This window comes from Methylobacterium sp. CM6241 (assembly GCF_054817845.1).
This window is the reverse complement of the sequence record NZ_CM139246.1, coordinates 4,551,527-4,566,598: the sequence shown is the minus strand read 5'-3', so window position 1 is coordinate 4,566,598 and position 15,072 is coordinate 4,551,527. Positions and strand designations below refer to the sequence as shown.

22 protein-coding genes are annotated in these 15,072 nt (G+C 64.0%); 13 read left to right on the top strand and 9 right to left on the bottom strand.

Annotated features, from left to right (window positions below):
* Nucleotides 1–66: 66 nt before the first annotated feature.
* Together ACYQR9_RS21440 and ACYQR9_RS21435 are read right to left on the bottom strand one after the other, a co-directional pair.
* Nucleotides 67–522, bottom strand: a complete 456-nt coding sequence (locus ACYQR9_RS21440; protein WP_461227978.1) for a hypothetical protein — start codon at nt 520–522, stop codon at nt 67–69.
* A gap of 503 nt (nt 523–1,025) precedes the next feature.
* A complete protein-coding gene (locus ACYQR9_RS21435) occupies nt 1,026–1,553 on the bottom strand; it encodes a hypothetical protein (protein ID WP_461227977.1) in 528 nt (175 codons plus the stop codon).
* 215 nt (nt 1,554–1,768) lie between these two features.
* Between ACYQR9_RS21435 and argC the strand changes: the two genes are divergently transcribed.
* Nucleotides 1,769–2,704 carry an N-acetyl-gamma-glutamyl-phosphate reductase gene (gene argC, locus ACYQR9_RS21430; RefSeq protein ID WP_461227976.1) on the top strand — a complete coding sequence of 312 codons (936 nt, stop codon included), beginning with the start codon at nt 1,769–1,771 and terminating at the stop codon, nt 2,702–2,704.
* 1,361 nt (nt 2,705–4,065) lie between these two features.
* Nucleotides 4,066–4,590 carry a Ros/MucR family transcriptional regulator gene (locus ACYQR9_RS21425; RefSeq protein ID WP_056432877.1) on the top strand — a complete coding sequence of 175 codons (525 nt, stop codon included), beginning with the start codon at nt 4,066–4,068 and terminating at the stop codon, nt 4,588–4,590.
* Nucleotides 4,591–5,330: 740 nt separating this feature from the next.
* Here the strand turns inward: ACYQR9_RS21425 and ACYQR9_RS21420 are convergent.
* From ACYQR9_RS21420 to ACYQR9_RS21395, 6 genes are read right to left on the bottom strand one after another with little or no spacing between them, the layout of a single operon-like run.
* Entirely contained in the window at nt 5,331–5,564 is a 234-nt protein-coding gene (locus ACYQR9_RS21420; protein ID WP_461227975.1) for a hypothetical protein, read from the bottom strand.
* Nucleotide 5,565: 1 nt separating this feature from the next.
* The gene (locus ACYQR9_RS21415; RefSeq protein ID WP_461227974.1) at nt 5,566–5,763 is read right to left on the bottom strand and encodes a hypothetical protein; all 198 of its coding nucleotides are present in this window, start codon (nt 5,761–5,763) and stop codon (nt 5,566–5,568) included.
* Nucleotides 5,764–5,786: 23 nt separating this feature from the next.
* Entirely contained in the window at nt 5,787–6,071 is a 285-nt protein-coding gene (locus ACYQR9_RS21410; RefSeq protein WP_461227973.1) for a hypothetical protein, read from the bottom strand.
* A 17-nt stretch (nt 6,072–6,088) separates the two neighbouring features.
* Nucleotides 6,089–6,838 carry a hypothetical protein gene (locus tag ACYQR9_RS21405; protein WP_461227972.1) on the bottom strand — a complete coding sequence of 250 codons (750 nt, stop codon included), beginning with the start codon at nt 6,836–6,838 and terminating at the stop codon, nt 6,089–6,091.
* Entirely contained in the window at nt 6,838–7,188 is a 351-nt protein-coding gene (locus tag ACYQR9_RS21400) for a hypothetical protein (protein ID WP_461227971.1), read from the bottom strand. Before ACYQR9_RS21400 ends, ACYQR9_RS21405 begins: the two co-directional genes overlap by 1 nt.
* Before the next feature lie 3 nt (nt 7,189–7,191).
* Nucleotides 7,192–7,608 carry a hypothetical protein gene (locus tag ACYQR9_RS21395; RefSeq protein WP_461227970.1) on the bottom strand — a complete coding sequence of 139 codons (417 nt, stop codon included), beginning with the start codon at nt 7,606–7,608 and terminating at the stop codon, nt 7,192–7,194.
* Nucleotides 7,609–7,805: 197 nt separating this feature from the next.
* Here ACYQR9_RS21395 and ACYQR9_RS21390 point away from each other — a divergent pair, with 197 nt between their 5' ends.
* From ACYQR9_RS21390 to ACYQR9_RS21345, 10 genes are all read left to right on the top strand, one after another.
* Nucleotides 7,806–8,345: a hypothetical protein gene (locus ACYQR9_RS21390; protein ID WP_461227969.1), complete on the top strand. Its 540-nt coding sequence runs from the start codon at nt 7,806–7,808 to the stop codon at nt 8,343–8,345.
* Entirely contained in the window at nt 8,342–8,866 is a 525-nt protein-coding gene (locus tag ACYQR9_RS21385) for a hypothetical protein (protein ID WP_461227968.1), read from the top strand. Before ACYQR9_RS21390 ends, ACYQR9_RS21385 begins: the two co-directional genes overlap by 4 nt.
* A gap of 78 nt (nt 8,867–8,944) precedes the next feature.
* Complete coding sequence (locus tag ACYQR9_RS21380) at nt 8,945–9,418, top strand: ParB N-terminal domain-containing protein (protein WP_461227967.1); 474 nt, start codon at nt 8,945–8,947, stop codon at nt 9,416–9,418.
* On the top strand, nt 9,415–9,558 hold the full coding sequence (locus ACYQR9_RS21375) for a hypothetical protein (RefSeq protein WP_419952763.1): 144 nt from the start codon (nt 9,415–9,417) through the stop codon (nt 9,556–9,558). The genes ACYQR9_RS21380 and ACYQR9_RS21375 overlap by 4 nt, the downstream gene beginning before the upstream one ends.
* Nucleotides 9,542–10,096: a hypothetical protein gene (locus tag ACYQR9_RS21370; RefSeq protein ID WP_461227966.1), complete on the top strand. Its 555-nt coding sequence runs from the start codon at nt 9,542–9,544 to the stop codon at nt 10,094–10,096. Before ACYQR9_RS21375 ends, ACYQR9_RS21370 begins: the two co-directional genes overlap by 17 nt.
* Nucleotides 10,097–10,154: 58 nt before the next feature.
* Complete coding sequence (locus ACYQR9_RS21365) at nt 10,155–11,705, top strand: AAA family ATPase (protein WP_461227965.1); 1,551 nt, start codon at nt 10,155–10,157, stop codon at nt 11,703–11,705.
* An 11-nt stretch (nt 11,706–11,716) separates the two neighbouring features.
* Entirely contained in the window at nt 11,717–11,953 is a 237-nt protein-coding gene (locus ACYQR9_RS21360) for a hypothetical protein (RefSeq protein WP_461227964.1), read from the top strand.
* Nucleotides 11,940–12,155 (top strand): hypothetical protein, encoded by a 216-nt coding sequence (locus tag ACYQR9_RS21355; protein WP_461227963.1) that lies wholly within the window; start codon nt 11,940–11,942, stop codon nt 12,153–12,155. The genes ACYQR9_RS21360 and ACYQR9_RS21355 overlap by 14 nt, the downstream gene beginning before the upstream one ends.
* A complete protein-coding gene (locus tag ACYQR9_RS21350) occupies nt 12,152–12,511 on the top strand; it encodes a hypothetical protein (protein WP_461227962.1) in 360 nt (119 codons plus the stop codon). Before ACYQR9_RS21355 ends, ACYQR9_RS21350 begins: the two co-directional genes overlap by 4 nt.
* The gene (locus ACYQR9_RS21345) at nt 12,469–12,759 is read left to right on the top strand and encodes a hypothetical protein (protein ID WP_461227961.1); all 291 of its coding nucleotides are present in this window, start codon (nt 12,469–12,471) and stop codon (nt 12,757–12,759) included. The genes ACYQR9_RS21350 and ACYQR9_RS21345 overlap by 43 nt, the downstream gene beginning before the upstream one ends.
* Nucleotides 12,760–13,027: 268 nt before the next feature.
* Here ACYQR9_RS21345 and ACYQR9_RS21340 read toward each other — a convergent pair whose 3' ends face one another.
* Complete coding sequence (locus tag ACYQR9_RS21340) at nt 13,028–13,381, bottom strand: dATP/dGTP diphosphohydrolase domain-containing protein (RefSeq protein ID WP_461227960.1); 354 nt, start codon at nt 13,379–13,381, stop codon at nt 13,028–13,030.
* A 708-nt stretch (nt 13,382–14,089) separates the two neighbouring features.
* Here ACYQR9_RS21340 and ACYQR9_RS21335 point away from each other — a divergent pair.
* Nucleotides 14,090–14,995 carry a GGDEF domain-containing protein gene (locus ACYQR9_RS21335; RefSeq protein WP_461227959.1) on the top strand — a complete coding sequence of 302 codons (906 nt, stop codon included), beginning with the start codon at nt 14,090–14,092 and terminating at the stop codon, nt 14,993–14,995.
* Nucleotides 14,996–15,072: the final 77 nt, after the last annotated feature.

Genomic DNA, 15,072 nt, shown 5'->3' with positions numbered 1-15,072 from the left:
GTACAATGAGAAAAAGGCCCGCATGCAATGCATGCGGGCCTTTTTCATATCCGTTTCGGGTGAGCCTTATCGGATTGCAGGGCAGAATTCGCCGGATGGACCCAGAGCGAGATCCCCCTGACGAGGAGTGTTCAGGGCAAACGCTCCGGTATCGTCGCGCGGAAAGAAGCTCGGGCCGAGTTCGCGTTCGAAGAACCCATTCCCGACCTCGTAGAAGCAGCGATCCATGACCGCCGTCACGGGAAAGCTGCGCTGAACAACGGGTTGTCCGAAGGGTGCGCCTCGGCGCGGAACGTCGCAATAGCCGGTCACGTCTACCGGAGCCGACCCATCGAGCCTGATTGTCCTCGACGTGCCGGGGCGAACCGTCACTGCTCCACCATCCCCTTGGCCCACTACAAGCGTCAATGTCGACCGGTTGGCAACTTTGCGCAGGCAGGACGCCTCAGCTTCGCTGAACCCTGTCACGAGAACCACGAGGGTCGCGAAGCCGGCCGCGAGCGACTTCAGGCGGATGGGCATGTGAAGACCTCTCAAAGGTTGGGATTGCGGAGAACGTGACATCAAAACCGGATCGGCGGGATCAGGGGTTAATTCCACCAGGACCGCCGGATGTTCCACCGGTACCCGGCAGGGCGCCGGTCCCAGGGGGGCCACCGACGCCGGTTCCGACGCCCGCACTGGAGGACGGCCCCGATGCCGCACCCGCACCACCGACCGGAGGCTTTCCAACCGGAGACCCGGGAGAAACGGAGTTTGTCGATGGCATGTCAGAGGCGCTCCCTGAGGGTGTGCCAGCTTCACCACTCTGCGATGGAGCCGTGCCGATGCCGGCCGGAGCCCAAATGCTCTGAGCAAGTACGGTCCCCGTCAGCAATAGGACGAGACAAGATGCGAGCACGACGGGTCTGGCGATCATCGAAACGGGTCCTGGAAGAACAGAGATATAGGGCAGAACTCGGCGTGGCTCGCTTCCGTTCAACCACGATGCCAAGGAAGCGTGGGATCTGCCAATCCTCCCACGGTCAGGAGGCATGAAGCGCCTTCTGCAACTCGTCCTTCGACATACTCGAGCGACCGCGGATATTTTCCGATCGGGCCTTCTGCATTAGTTGGGCCTTGGTGGGCCCATCCGAGGCCTTGCGGGACTTGGATCCGCCTTTCCGGGCGGAGGCCGCTTTCTCGGCTACGTCCTTCGGCTGACTGGAAAACTGCTTCCCGTTTTTGGTGTCAGCACGCTTTTTTCGGGTCGAGCGGTCGTACTCCTCCTTTGACAAGGAGGAACGTGCTTTCTTCGGAAGATACCGTTCGCCCGTCTCGCTGCTCGGCTCGCCGGATTTCGTATCCCATTCCTCATTGGACCATTGCGTAAGGCTGTTGTCCTTGGACTTCCGTCCCTTGTAACCGCCTCCGGCCTCCTTATAGGCCTTCGTCGCCGCTTGAGCTTTGCGGGCGGACCATTGGCCGGGTTTGCCTCCTTTATCCGAGGAGGTGACCTCGGACTTGATTTTATCCCACAGCTTAGGATCGGACTTCTCTGCGCTGGCGGCCATCGTTCAAGCCTTTGCTTGTTTCCATGCGATCAACATGCGCCGGAAGGGCCAGTTCCCGGGGTGTGACGTGTCATCAATCCGTGTGAAAGCACGACGATACAGGTGCTTCGACCGCGAAGGCTCCGGTACCGCAACATTGACTTGAGAAGCCAGAGCCTTCACCTCGCGAGCGCGCAGGGCGGTTATCCCACGGCGAGACAAACGGAACCTTTCAAATGAGCGAAAGCGGATTGGCGAAGCCCACGGTGTTCATCGATGGGGAGGCCGGCACCACCGGGCTCGGCATTCGCGAACGCCTAAAGCGCGAGGGCCGCGTCTCCCTGAAAAGTATCCCTCATGAGAGCCGCAAAGACATCGCGGTCAAACGGGCGCTGTTGGCTGACGTAGATCTCGTCGTCCTCTGCCTGCCCGACGACGCTGCTAAGGAAACGGTGGCTTTGGCCGATGCTCTTCCGGCTGGCGGTCCCCGCATTCTCGATGCGAGCACTGCCCACCGCGTCAGCCCCGGTTGGGCTTACGGCTTCGCTGAGTTGAACGCCGGCCAAGCACAGGTGATCCGCGAGTCGCGGCGCGTCGCCAATCCCGGCTGCTATCCCACCGGGGCGATCGCGTTGGTACGGCCCCTTGTCGACGCTGGATTGCTGCCGTCGGACACGCCGATCAGCGTCAATGCGGTGAGCGGCTACAGCGGTGGCGGCAAGAGCATGATCGAAGCCTATGAGGCCGGCGACGCGCCGGCCTTTCAGCTCTACGGCCTCGGCTTTGCACACAAGCACCTGCCGGAACTTCAAACCTATGGCGGCTTGACCCGTAGGCCAATCTTCATCCCATCCGTGGGAAACTTCCGCCAGGGCATGTTGGTCAGCATTCCGCTTCACCTCGATACTCTGCCGGGGCGTCCGGATGCGGCAGCATTGGAAGCGGCTCTCGCAGCCCATTACGCCGGCAACACCTTGGTGACGGTGATACAGACCAGCCCGAACGACAAGCCGGATGCCGAGGGCCTGAACGATACTGATCGTCTCGAACTAAGGGTCTATGGAACACCGGACCATTCCCAGGCGCTGCTCGTTGCCCGGCTCGACAACCTTGGTAAAGGCGCCTCCGGTGCCGCCGTTCAGAATATTGGCCTCATGCTCGGGCTGGATTAAACGAACGACGCGGACAGGACTCACTACACTATCCGGGCCTGTCCATATTATGGGGCGTGGCTCGGGTATCGCCGGATCGGTCGACTGACGGAAATTGGAACTTGGCGCCGAGACTTCACGCGGCGTCATTCGAACAATGCGTATACAATATTTCTGGCAGCGCATTTCCCATGCGAGAGCGCATCGCCATAGGCTGGCTCGGCCGCAGAGTTGCGACAGCCATACGTCGATTCTCGGACATCGAAGCGACCAACGAGTCCAACTTCATCCTCCTTCCTCTCCGACCCGACAAAGACTATCCCCACGCGCATTAGTTGTATTTTGTTCGTCCCGTTGACGGGACATCCATATTCAGCAAAATTACGGCGGATATTTCAGACCGACCTTCACGACTCATCTTAAAAAGAGACCGCTTGAGAATCTGCCTCTCATCGTGCCGCTGATATTCGCAGCAATACGACGCATACTTTTTGCATAAGGTGCGATTTTGACTGAAGTTACAGGGAACGGATTTCCGTTGAACAGGTTAGCCACCGTCGCCTGCCAACACGGCGATGAGGTAAGTTTCTTGTCGCTCAATGGAAGTCGAAAAACTCACCGTATGCCCCATCGAAGTAGATGCTTGTTTCTAAGAAGCTTTTCCTGATGCGAGAGGAAGGTACAATTCCACGAGCACCTTGAAGATGTCAGACGAGGAGGCCAAAGATCCGCCGCTACCGCTGCCGAACTCCTACCTCGAAACGTCATGAGAGGGGAGGTATACGATTGCAAACTCTTAATTTCTACGATTTGCCGGCCTTCCGCACCAGAAGCCGCGACATCTGCTATTCGGCGAAGGTGGAAAATCACCTTCTACTCCAACATCGGGATCACGGCATGACATCTGGACAAATAGCCCCACCGACAGGGCTGAATGATGGATCTTCCCGATGCGTGGCAGTGCGCCGTGCAGTTGGATTCGGCTGCCGCAACGACCTTTGAGCTTATGCGAAGTGGCGGGAGCGGACTTACCCCCGGATGGAACTTCGAGGTTGGCCCAGGTGGATTTGCCAGTCGTGATTGTTTTGACCGGCAGACAATCCCACCCACGAAGTTTTCCCCTGCGACCTTTGTCGGGTCTGGTGATGAGCGAGCCGCCGCGAGGCGTTGATGCGCTGAAATGATGGATAAACTCTGCTTGGTGCCACGCCCAAACGTATGGGGATCGCATGATATGGCTCTCGCAGACGGCGAAAACCCGATACACACGAGCGAATGATCCTTAAAACACCGAATTTCCTGCAATAACATCTTGCGATAGGTGAAAACAGAGCTTAGTCTCGTGTACAGTTTCAACAAATTGAATCGATGGTACGAATATCATGAGTGAATCAGACACTGAATCGGCTCGTCTTATCACCTTAGCGGCTGATATCGTTTCCGCTTACGTCAGCAACAATCACGTTCAAAGCGCGGAACTGCCTAAGCTTTTAAGCGATGTGCACGAAGCCATTCGCACTGTGAGCACGAGCAATGCACCGGCGGTGGACACTGGGCCGCCCAAGGCGACGCCGCAGGAGATCCGCCGCTCCGTGACCCCGGATTACTTGGTCAGCTTCGAAGACGGCAAGCAGTACAAGACGCTTCGCCGTCACCTCACGCTACGGGGACTGACCCCTGAGCAATACCGGGCAAAATGGGGTCTGCAGCCCGACTATCCGATGACGTCCGCCGCTTATTCCGAACAACGGTCCGAGCTAGCTCGTGCACTCGGTCTCGGCCAGCAGCGTCGTAAGACTGTGACCAAGTCAGCTCCAGAAGAGGTTGTGAGCGAGCCGGTGGAAGAAGCTGTCGCTCCCGCGCCGGAAAAGAAGCGTCGCGGCCCGCGCAAGAAGCAGGCGGCCTGAGTCTTTTCCAAAGACCCGACCTAGTATCATCCGGGTCATCCGACAAAGCCTACTTCCGGCATGCGCCGCGAAGTAGGCTTTGTCGCGGAAAATGCTGAAATTTGCAGGAAGGTACGGTTTTTTATAGGAGCTTTAGGCGAGCCGTGGATCGACGAGGATTGGACTTTATAATTGTTGTCTCAATCGTCGATCACCCTTGGTCGGAACATGCCGCAAACACAGGATCTGCGGTAGTGGAAGCCGTGAGAATCCTGCTGCCTTGGGGCGCAGGCCCGTACGGTGCTCTCCACACTTGATCAGCCAAGGCAATCGGCGAGGGCTAATGACAGCCCTCCAGGGCGGTGTTAGGAAAAGCGCGGCGTCCCGACTCCGTAGCTCAGCTGGATAGAGCAGCCGCCTTCTAAGCGGCAGGCGTCAGAGCAGCCGCCGCCCATTCCACAGAGCGTTGAGCAGCCGGCGAGACCTGCCGCTGGACCCCGCGTAGCACGCCAGTGGCAATGGTTTTCCCGCGGCCTCCCTTGAACGAATCGCCGGCGGGGGTACCATCATCGGTGACTGTCGAGGGGTTCGATTCCTGTGCCTGGTTGGCACTCGATGGCACACACGTCCGGGTCTGCCGGGTTCACGTGGGCAAGAGGGCTCGGGTCGCTCCCGGGCCCTTTCGCTTTGGCCCGCCCTGAACGTGTAAAACGATTCCACAAACGCGATTTGGGAATCGTTTTACACGTTCGGGGCGGGCCTCAGGCGGCCGCGACGAGCCGGTCCCTGCGACGGAAGGCGGCTGCGAGCCTGGCCTCCCAGATCGCCATGGCCATCTCGTAGTCCTCGTAGGTGGTCTGCTCCTCCCACCCCACCATGTCCTCGATGAAGACGGTCGCCGTCCGGTCGCTCTCGCCCGTGACCGAGATCCGGTATCCAAGTGACCGGAAACCTTCCTCCAGAGCCTCGCGGCGGCCGTGGTAGGAGAGCGCCATTTCAGGCCCCCGCCTTCGCCGCGGCCCGCTCTCGCTCCTGCTTTCGCCAAGCGCGGTTCAAGGCCTTGAGCATGACCTCCTCCTCCGCCGCCGTGGGCCATGCCAGGACGGATCGGCCATCGCGCGTCGAGATGCCGTTGACGCCGCCATCCGTAAACGGCCCCCGGATCTCCAGAGCCGGATTTCTGTACCCGCTCACGCTTACCTCCTCGCGTGTCTCGGTCATCCCAGCCTCCGCGAATAGCTGCCATCGGAATGGAAGGTGACTTCCTCAGTGTAGGTGGTCACCTCCACGTCATGGCTGCCCGAGATGGACACCTTCGCGACTGGCCCGCCCAACCAGTCGTCATCGAGGTTGACGACTGTGTAGCCGTCATCAGGGATGAGCTCGTTGAGCGCACGCTGCATGGCTGCGGCGAAGGTTTCACGCTCCTCCGGCGTGGGCTCGCGCATCCCGAGATGGTCCCCGAGTTTCTCGATCAGGCCAGCGGTCTGGCTATCCAGCATGGGCATGTCCGTTCTTTTCAGGCGCAGGGGCTGACGACGGCGGGGAGATCGGAATCCCGCGTGGGCACGGGGGCGAACAGGGGCACCAGGGCGACCGCCATCTGTTCAGCATCAATCGCCGCGACCGGGATCTCATTTTCGACCGGGTTGCTGCCGCCTTGGGGCCACCGCATCTTCATGGTCTCTCGCCGGGCTGCGACCACGCTGGCCCGCATTCGGTCGAGGCGGCCGCGCACGTAGGCTACGCAGGCCGGCACGTCGACGATGTATTCGCGCTCGGCGGTGCGATCCGGGTTGCGGCGGTAGAACTCCGAGCCTTGAGGGGTCAAGACAACGAACGCCGCCTCCGCCGACTCTGCCCGGGCAACCGCCTCGTCGCGCTCCCGGATCACCTTTTCGAAGTAGGACTGCGCCAGTGCGTCCATGCGCCCGCGGGCGGCCGCGTCGGTGTGGATGGCACTCGACCTCGTGGTGGCAACGGCGGACCGGAGACGCTCCAACCATTCCGGCCCGCACGGGATCTCGCCGAGGGCGGCTTTGGCAGCCGCATGCAGTTCCTCGAACAGGGCGGCCGTGCGCTCCTCGTAGGGTCTCTGGTCGCTCCGCCGCTTCATCATGTCGGCCCGGTCGGCCTCCACCTTCGCCATGCGGTCCCGGACCGTGCCGATCTCCTCCATGAGCTCCATCACCCGCGTCGCGAGCTCGTCCTTGCTCTTGTTCATGAGGGAGCGCCGGGTGACGCGCGAGGTGCACTCGAACACGGGCATCACCAGTTCTCCCCCACCGCTGCAGGCTCTGGGACAGGGACCCAATTGACGTCGAGAACACGCCAACCTTCAAGCTTCGCCATGCGCCAGGCGCAGCTTCGTGTGATCGCCAGATCCCGGCGCACAAGGGCGTCCACGACGAGCGGCTGCATGTGCGCCACGGCCTTGGCATCCATGCCGTGGCGCTCCATCTCGTGTTCGGAATTGTTGTCGTAGTGATAGGCACGTATCCCCCGGAAGGCGGTCACGTCCAGGCCCGTAGCGGCCGCGGCCGCTTGGAGCTCCTCGATGGTGAAGATCACCTCGTAACAGGTGATCTCGTCCGCACTCCACTGGCGCTCGAAACGCATGGCTCAGGCCCCCTTCTTCACGAGGCGATCGAGGTCGAAACCCCGGTACCGGACGTACTCGTCGTCGTCCTCGTCCGGGAGATCGTGCGATCCGCCGGCAGCGTCGTAGGACCCCCGCTCGTACCCGGCGCGGTATGTCGCCTCGACGGCGGCGTGCCGGACGAACCCAGCGTCCCGGAGCAGGGAGAGGGCCAATGGCTCGCTCATGCTAAATTCGTGCGGGCCGCCCATGGCATGCTCAACCGCGAAGTAGATCGCCTCCTCGTCGGTCATCGCTCGCAACGTGGCGATGCGCGCCTCCTCGGCCCGGGCGCGCTCGGCCTGGAGGCCCGACACCGTCCGGTGCACCTGCGCAGCGTCCTCGGGCGACAGGGCCGCGAGGCGGGTCGCCAGGTCGTCGATGGCCTTCTCGTCAAGCATGTCCGATCCCCTTCACCAGGTGATCGAAGCACAGCACGCAGATTCGTCCAGCGCGGACGTCCCTCGCCGGTTAACGGTCAGGGGAGCGCGGTAAATTTCCAGCGGCCCTTGTGCATGCCGCAAATTGCGGTACATTTAGATGACCGGCGCAAGCCGAGGCCTCCCGGGGCGATCCGGGCCGATGATGGAGCCACCCGATGACCACCACCAAGATCGACCGTTCCGCCCTCCTGAGGAATGCTTGGCGGATCGCCCGCGAGGCCGCGGCCTCCGCCGGCACCGCCGTCCGTGCCGCGCTCGGCGCCGCGTTCCGGCAGGCTTGGGCCGAGGCCCGCATGGTCGCCCAGCCCGTCCAGCAGCAGCAGGCCCAGGCCGTCGCGCCGGCCGACCTCACCACCACCGAGGGCCTCGCCAAGGCGCTCGTCGGCAAGACCGCCTCCCTTGCGCTTGCGGGTGGTGAGGCCCTCTACACCATCGTCTCCGTCGAGCGCTGGACCTCGCCCGACGGCGCGCAGGTCCGCGACTACATCAAAATGGAGACGAGCGGCATGTGGTCGGACGACCGCAAGGGCCCGATCAACCTGTTCATCCTGCGCAAGGGAACCGGACGCGGCACGTACACCGAGACGGATGCCGGCGAGGCCTTCTGGGGGTACGCAGGGTTCTGCAACAGCGGCAACAAGCGCTGCAACGCCAACGACATGGTCAAAGACATCCTGGAGAGCATCCGTTCATGACTTGGATGGTCCGACTGCGCGCCCACGACGGGGGCGAGATCCTGGAGAGGGCGAGCTACGGCTCGCCCGACGCCGCCATGGACGCCTACCGCCTCCTGCTCGGCCGCGAGGACCTCGTGGGGCAACCCCTAGCGGCCGTGTTCAAGCCGCCGCCGGACGCGACAGGTGACGGCAACGTCGGGACCTGGTTCAGCCGGTTCGACAAGCCTCTCGGGGCGGGCCGCATCGGTCCCGACGACCCCCGGCTGGACCCTTGGGCTAACGCATACGATGCGAAAAGCGCAGTGTACTCCCCCGCGCCGGCGTCCAAGCCTAAGGCCGCACCGGACTGGGAAAAGGACACCCGACCCCTGTCGGAGTGTCTAAAGGCATGGGCCAAGACCCGGGGCGGGCGCGACGCCGCGGCTGACGCCCTGAAGGTCTCACGGTCGACCTTCGATGGCTGGTGCGACGGCCGTAGCGCGGCCCAGGACCGGATGATCCGCAGGCTCATGACACTCACCGACACTATTCGTCATTGACGCGACCAATAGTGTCACCGATATTGGAGACAGCGGACGATGGCATTAGGCCGTCATCCGGATGGAGCGAAAGTCCACATGACGCGTATCGAAGCCCTCACCGCGGCCCTCGCTTGGGAGATCGCCGGACTGCCCGTCGAGCAGCAAGTCGACGCCCTCAACCAGGCCCGCCGTGCCCTGAACGAGGTCTCCCCGTTCCGGGCTGAGCCCGTCGACCTGGTGACCTGGGTCCGCCCCAGAACCCTGGTGGCGAACCCCCACGTCCCGAAAGCGGTCGCCTCGAACGACATGGACGTGCTGCACGTCTCGATCAGGGAGGACGGGTTCACGCAGCCCATCGTCACGTTCCCGGACGCCACGACCGGCATCGTCGTGGACGGGGTCCACCGCGCCCGCATCGGCCGCGACATGCCGGACATCCGGGATCGGACCCACGGCTACCTGCCGGTCGTCGGAATCGATAAGGCCATTCCCGACCGCGCGGCCACCACCATGAGGCACAACCGGGCCTGGGGACGGCACCACGAGACCGGCACGGAGGTGGGGGCATGAGCGTCCAGATCACCCTGGCCGGCCGCCCGTTCACCGTGTGCTCCGGCATGTGGGTCGTGGCCAACTCCGTCGTCTTCCGCCTCGTGCACGTCGAGTTCCTCGCACCCCCCTGGAAAGCGCCCGATGTCTCCCGACTCTGAAATCGTCCTGGACCTCAGGGCCACCCACGAACGGGACCCTGAGCATGACGGCGACCTGATCCACCTCGGGTTCGTGACGGTGGGGGGCGAGAAGGGAGAGTTGATCTACGTCGGCCGGGACGCCTCCATGCGCTCCGACCGTGGGATCATCCCCCTCGAAAAGGAGCCCTACAACCTCGCCCTGTCCGAACGCGTCGACGAGCTCGCCGGGGCGGTATGGGGCGATGATTGGTCCCGCGCCCTGGCCGAGCTCGCCGGCATCAACAGGCGCACGACGTCCCGGGATCGCATCCGCAAGTACGGCCTGCCCCCGGCCTTGCTGTACGGGCTGGTCAAGCTCTCGGAGCGCGAGGACGCGCGCGAGATCTCGGCCGTCGCACGCGCGGTCGCCCGGTATTGGGACGTCCACAAACGGGCACCGTTGGATGCGCCGCTCAAGGGGATGATCTTTCTGCTGCAAGACTTCCGTGGTTTCGATGCATTCAGATACTGGTCGAAAGTCGCGGACGTTGACGATTTCTTAGGGACTCCGGACTAGGGTTACATTCTAGCCCAACTGACAGAGGTCGGCAGGGCGCTGGTAAGGATAAGACCTGATGACGAAGAACGCCCTCCGGGGTGTGCGCCCCCGTGCGCCCGAACCGTTCCCCCGCAACAATCCCCCGTCCGTCGAGGAGCTCGATCACGGGCTCGATTTTTTCGACTGCGATCCCCTGGCCGATGCCATTCATTGGTCGACCGGGCTCCTCCTCGATTTCATCGACCTGCGGACGGACGTCCGCACGACGCTGGAGAAGCTGTCATCGTGCGTCGTCAACTTGGTGACGCTCGCGGCGTGTGAGAGTGCGTGTGACCAGGTGGCGGACGATCTCAATGTGCACCCCAATGAGCGCGACCGGTACGCCGATTACGCGGCACGGTGCGTGTATTACGCGGCTTTCCTCGGCGACCAGGGGTGCGCCCTGCGCTGCGCGGTCCGCGTCTGGCTGATCGCGATGGCGGGCGGCCACAGCGACACCGGGCTCCGGGATCTCCTGACCACGCACGCCGAACTGATGTCCATTGCCGCATACTGCGACGGTGGCGACTGGCGCCCGAAGACGGAGCCAAGGTGGACCCGCCGCCAGCGAGATGCCCTGACCTCGCTGCAGGTGATCGCCCGTGCCGTTCGCGAGAGCGAGCAGCCTAAGGCCGGGCAGTGGGGCCGCGTCCGCGACGACACTGGGTACGACCCCCGCGACGAGGACGATCTGCCGGAGGCGACCGGTTCGGGCCTCCTCGTCGTGCGCAGCGTCGAGCACCTGCCCGGCAGTGCAAAGGCCGGCGTTCACGGCAGCGGCGGGACCACGCCCAGGGCGGAGTGGGCCCCCATCGCCGGGGTGACCCTCCCGTGCCGGCCGGTGCCCGATCTCGCGGTCGCGCGCCGGGACCTCGTCGAGCAGTACCCGCACGCGGCGGGGCTCATCGAGCGGATCCTGAACCTCCTCGTCGGCAGACCATTCGCCAGGCTCCCCCCCATCCTGCTTGTCGGGCCGCCTGGCTCCGGAAAGACGCGGCTCGCCACCAGCATCGCCACCACCCTGGGCCTCCCAAGCACGGTCTACTCATGCAGCGGTGTGGCCGATGCGTCGTTCATCGGGACCTCCCGGCAGTGGTCATCCGGCAGGGCCTCGGTGCCGCTTCAGACGATCCGGCAAGAGAGCCTCGCGACGGTGGCGGTGGTCCTCGACGAGATCGAGAAGTCCGGCACAGGGACCACGAACGGGTCGTTACACGACGGGCTTCTGCCCATGCTCGATCACGCCGAGGTCTACAGGGACCCCTATCTGGAGTGCGACACGAACCTCGCGGGCGTGACGTTCCTGGCCACGGCGAACGGCACCTCAGGCATGCCCCGGCCACTGCTCGACCGCTTCCGGGTTTTCCAGATGCCGGAGCCCACGCTGGCCGACCTGCCGGCGCTTGCTCGGGGGATCGTGCAGGATGTCCGGCGGGAGCGGGGGACGGATGCCTCCTGGCTGCCTGACCTCGACGGTGACGAGCTCGGCCTGATCGCGGAGCACTGGCGAGGGGGGAGCGTCCGTCGTGTGCAGCGTCTCGTGGATACCGTGCTTGCGGGTCGCGAGACCCTCGCGGCCCGGCATTGAGGAGGGTGAGCATGACCACGCACGCACCCATCCTCGACTACCGCCTCTTGCAGATCCGGGCCGAGCGCCGGGCAGGCCTCATCGACGCCGACGTCGGGCGAGCGGCCGAGGCCATCATCCAGCGAGCGATTCGCATGGCGGCCGAGGGGCGGATCCCCGGCACGCAGGCACTGGACATCAGCGGTCGCGCGATGGGCATGGCCCACGCCTTCCCCCTGGTGACGGAGGATCGCCATGCACCCCGATAGCCTCCCGGCGATCCGCGAGCGGGTCCGGTTCGCTTGGTCGACCCGCCGGGCATGCGGCCTGATCGCCCTGGCGGTAGGCGTCCGGATCGACCGTATCATTGCCCTTGAAGCGGAGGGCCGGATCGCACCGCATGATGCCCTGCGCATGGCGTCCGAGGCGGAGGCGGTCGCGCTCTGCCTACCCCCGCTCGCCCTCCGGTGACGGACGTCTATCGGAATCTGACGAGGCGCTGCTGGTCCGTCCGTGAACGCGGCCGCGTCGTGGCTCACCTCCATTCCCTGACCCTGGCCGACGTCGTGATGATCGTCCGGCCAGGGGCTCGGGCCAGGGTTTTACGGACCGGCCACCGGGGGGTTCACGCGTGGATCCGGGGGGACCTCATCCCGCATGCGGGCGTCCCCCCGGTTGCCGTCAGACTCCGTTACCGGCCGTTCGAGGCCGGCCATTTCACGGACGATTGCGGCCTGCAGGTTCAGGCGGCCGCGTTCGTATTTCTCGATGAGGACGGCAGGGCATGGCACAGCGAAACAGGTACCCCGGCACGAGGATCGACCTGACGGGGCTTCCCGACCGCCCCCTGTTCCACGACTGGATCGTCGAGCCGGACGACCGGTCCGCGGATGGGGCGGTGCTCACGGGGACAGCGTACGGGTACCCCCGGTTCCCCGATGGGACGGTCGTCACGACGAGCACCGTCCAGGATTTAGATGCGGCCGCGGGATGGGCGTACTGCTACTCGACGGGGCTGGTCCGCCTCGGCCGGTGCCGGGACCCCAACGGCTGCGAGAACGTGGACCTCATGTAGGCCAAACGCGGTACGCAAATGGGCCGAATTCGGTACCTACGGGAAAGGCACAACGGTTAATTTGCGTCCCGATGACGATTTTCTCGATGGACGGCATTCCGTCTGTCCCGGGGCCCGAAGGTGGCAAAACGCCCGGGCGGGTGGCAGAACGCCTATTCGAGGGGGCGAAAGTGGCAAAACGCCTGTCAGCTTTCCGGGCCCGTCCCAATGGAGGACACGGCCCCCGGGGTGATCAGTTAACGACGACCGGCATCGAGCTCGCGTCGTATTACTTCAGGATCCGAATGGTTTCTGGACTGACCTTGCGGTTGTCGATGAACGCCCCGGCGTCGATGGCATCGAGTAGGATAGCGCAGGTGGCACGGATGTGCGCCAGGTGGCTGACCCCCGATTGCTCGTCGAGGTCCTCGCCCGCGGACCAAAGGGTGGCGTGCCGCTCCAGGGCCCCGATGTAGGTCTCCGCGTCGACGGCGGCGTCCCTCCAATTCCAACGCCCATACGCCTTGGCCGGGCAGTCCGCCCCCAGTCCGAGGACGGCCGCCTCCTGAACGAGGGCGATCCGGGGGATGAGCTCCAGAGGCAGTTTGCACCGGCCGGCGACGGCCTTCGGGTTCTCGGACATGGAAAAGTTCCCGTACGGGATACAAGCGGGGTTCAGGCGGTCCGAAACGGGGCAAAAGTTCCCGTACGGGACTTTTATCTCGGTGCGCCATTTCAGATGGTCGCGATGCCCTTGTGTATGCGGGCCGAGGAATTAGTAGGGGCGGAACTCTGGGACCGGGTGATGCACGCTATTGAAGAGGTGCTGCCGCCGGATGTCTAAGTGCCGGACCGAGAGATCCTCAAGCTGCTTCCGAGCACGTTGGGCCGAGAAGCGATCACATATGCAGGGCCGTTGACCCGAGGCACCCTCGACAGGAGGATGGGCATCCGGCTAGCGCACGACAAATACTTCGAACTCGAAGAGATTGAAGCGCAGGACGGTGGCGGGAAACGCTACCGACGTCGCAAAGTGTTGAGGGCGGCGCAAATCCAGGCCACTAAACCGCCCTCAAAGCACCGGCCTCAGTCGCGGTCTCCCAGTTGCCGCATCGTCGTAAGTGTCTGCTCTGGAAATCGTTTCAAAGATGGGCTCTGCGGGCTTGGTGACGCTCAAGTGGCATAGATTCACTCCGTCCCGTGGCCTGATTTTCCTCCGCCCTACAGACGAGAATGTTGGATCCTGAAATTGCGTCGTCCAGACCAGGGCAATGTTAGGCATTTACCCTCACAGTCGCCCTCGGAAGGCAAATCCACCTCGGAGCATGCCAGCCCAAGAGACTTCGGCCCTATGATACGCCCCATCCATCCGCGAGACCTCATCGACAGTCTGGACGCCGTGTCGAGAGGGGCGACATGGGCCGTACTGGTGGTGTCATGCCTGGCCTTCGTCACCTTCGATTGGTTCGTCCCGGAGGTGGGAACGGGCCCCTTGTACATCCCGCTGATCGCACTGGCCGGGTGGCGGCTCGGCCCCCGGGCGGCATATGGAGTTGCGTTGGTTGCGGCCTTCCTCAACATCCTCCCTATCCATGGGGTGGACACCGGCGTGTCCGGCGTCACCCCGGTGGCGCGAGGCCTGGTGCGGCTCGGGGCCTACGCCTTCGTCACGGCCACCGTCTGCGGCCTGCGGCGGATCTACAACCGCGAGCGGTATGCGGCCCGGCACGACGCGCTGACGGGTGTCCTGAACAGGTCCTCGTTCGAGAAGCAAGCCCGTTCGATCCTAGCGGGATGCGCGGCGGACGGTCCGGTCACGGTTCTCGCCCTGGCCGACATCGATGGCTTCAAGTCCGTCAACGACACGTCCGGACATGCGGAAGGCGACGCAATCCTTCGCCTGTTCGCCGCAGCCGGCATGGCGGCGACCAGCAAGGGTGACCTGTTTGGACGGCTCGGGGGAGACGAGTTCGTCATGATGTTACAGGCGGGTACGGTCGCGGCCGCGGCGAGCCGTGTCGCGACTGTCCATCGTCACCTCCGCGTCGGCCTGGGAGGGTCGGGCCATCCCATCGACGTCAGCCTGGGGGCGCTCGTCGTACGGCCCGGGTCGAAGCTGGAATGGCCCGAGGCGATCCGCGAGGCCGACCGACTCATGTACGTCGCAAAGCGCCAAAGGTCTGGTAGCTTCCGTACCGAAGTCTTCGGAGAAACCGCCACGCCGGACGCCGCCATATTCTTCGGCGCCGCCGCCTGACACGCGACCATGCCAACGGTCCGGAACGCGTGGGCGACACTTGCCATGTATGCGAGCCGGGCAACGTCAGCGGTCGC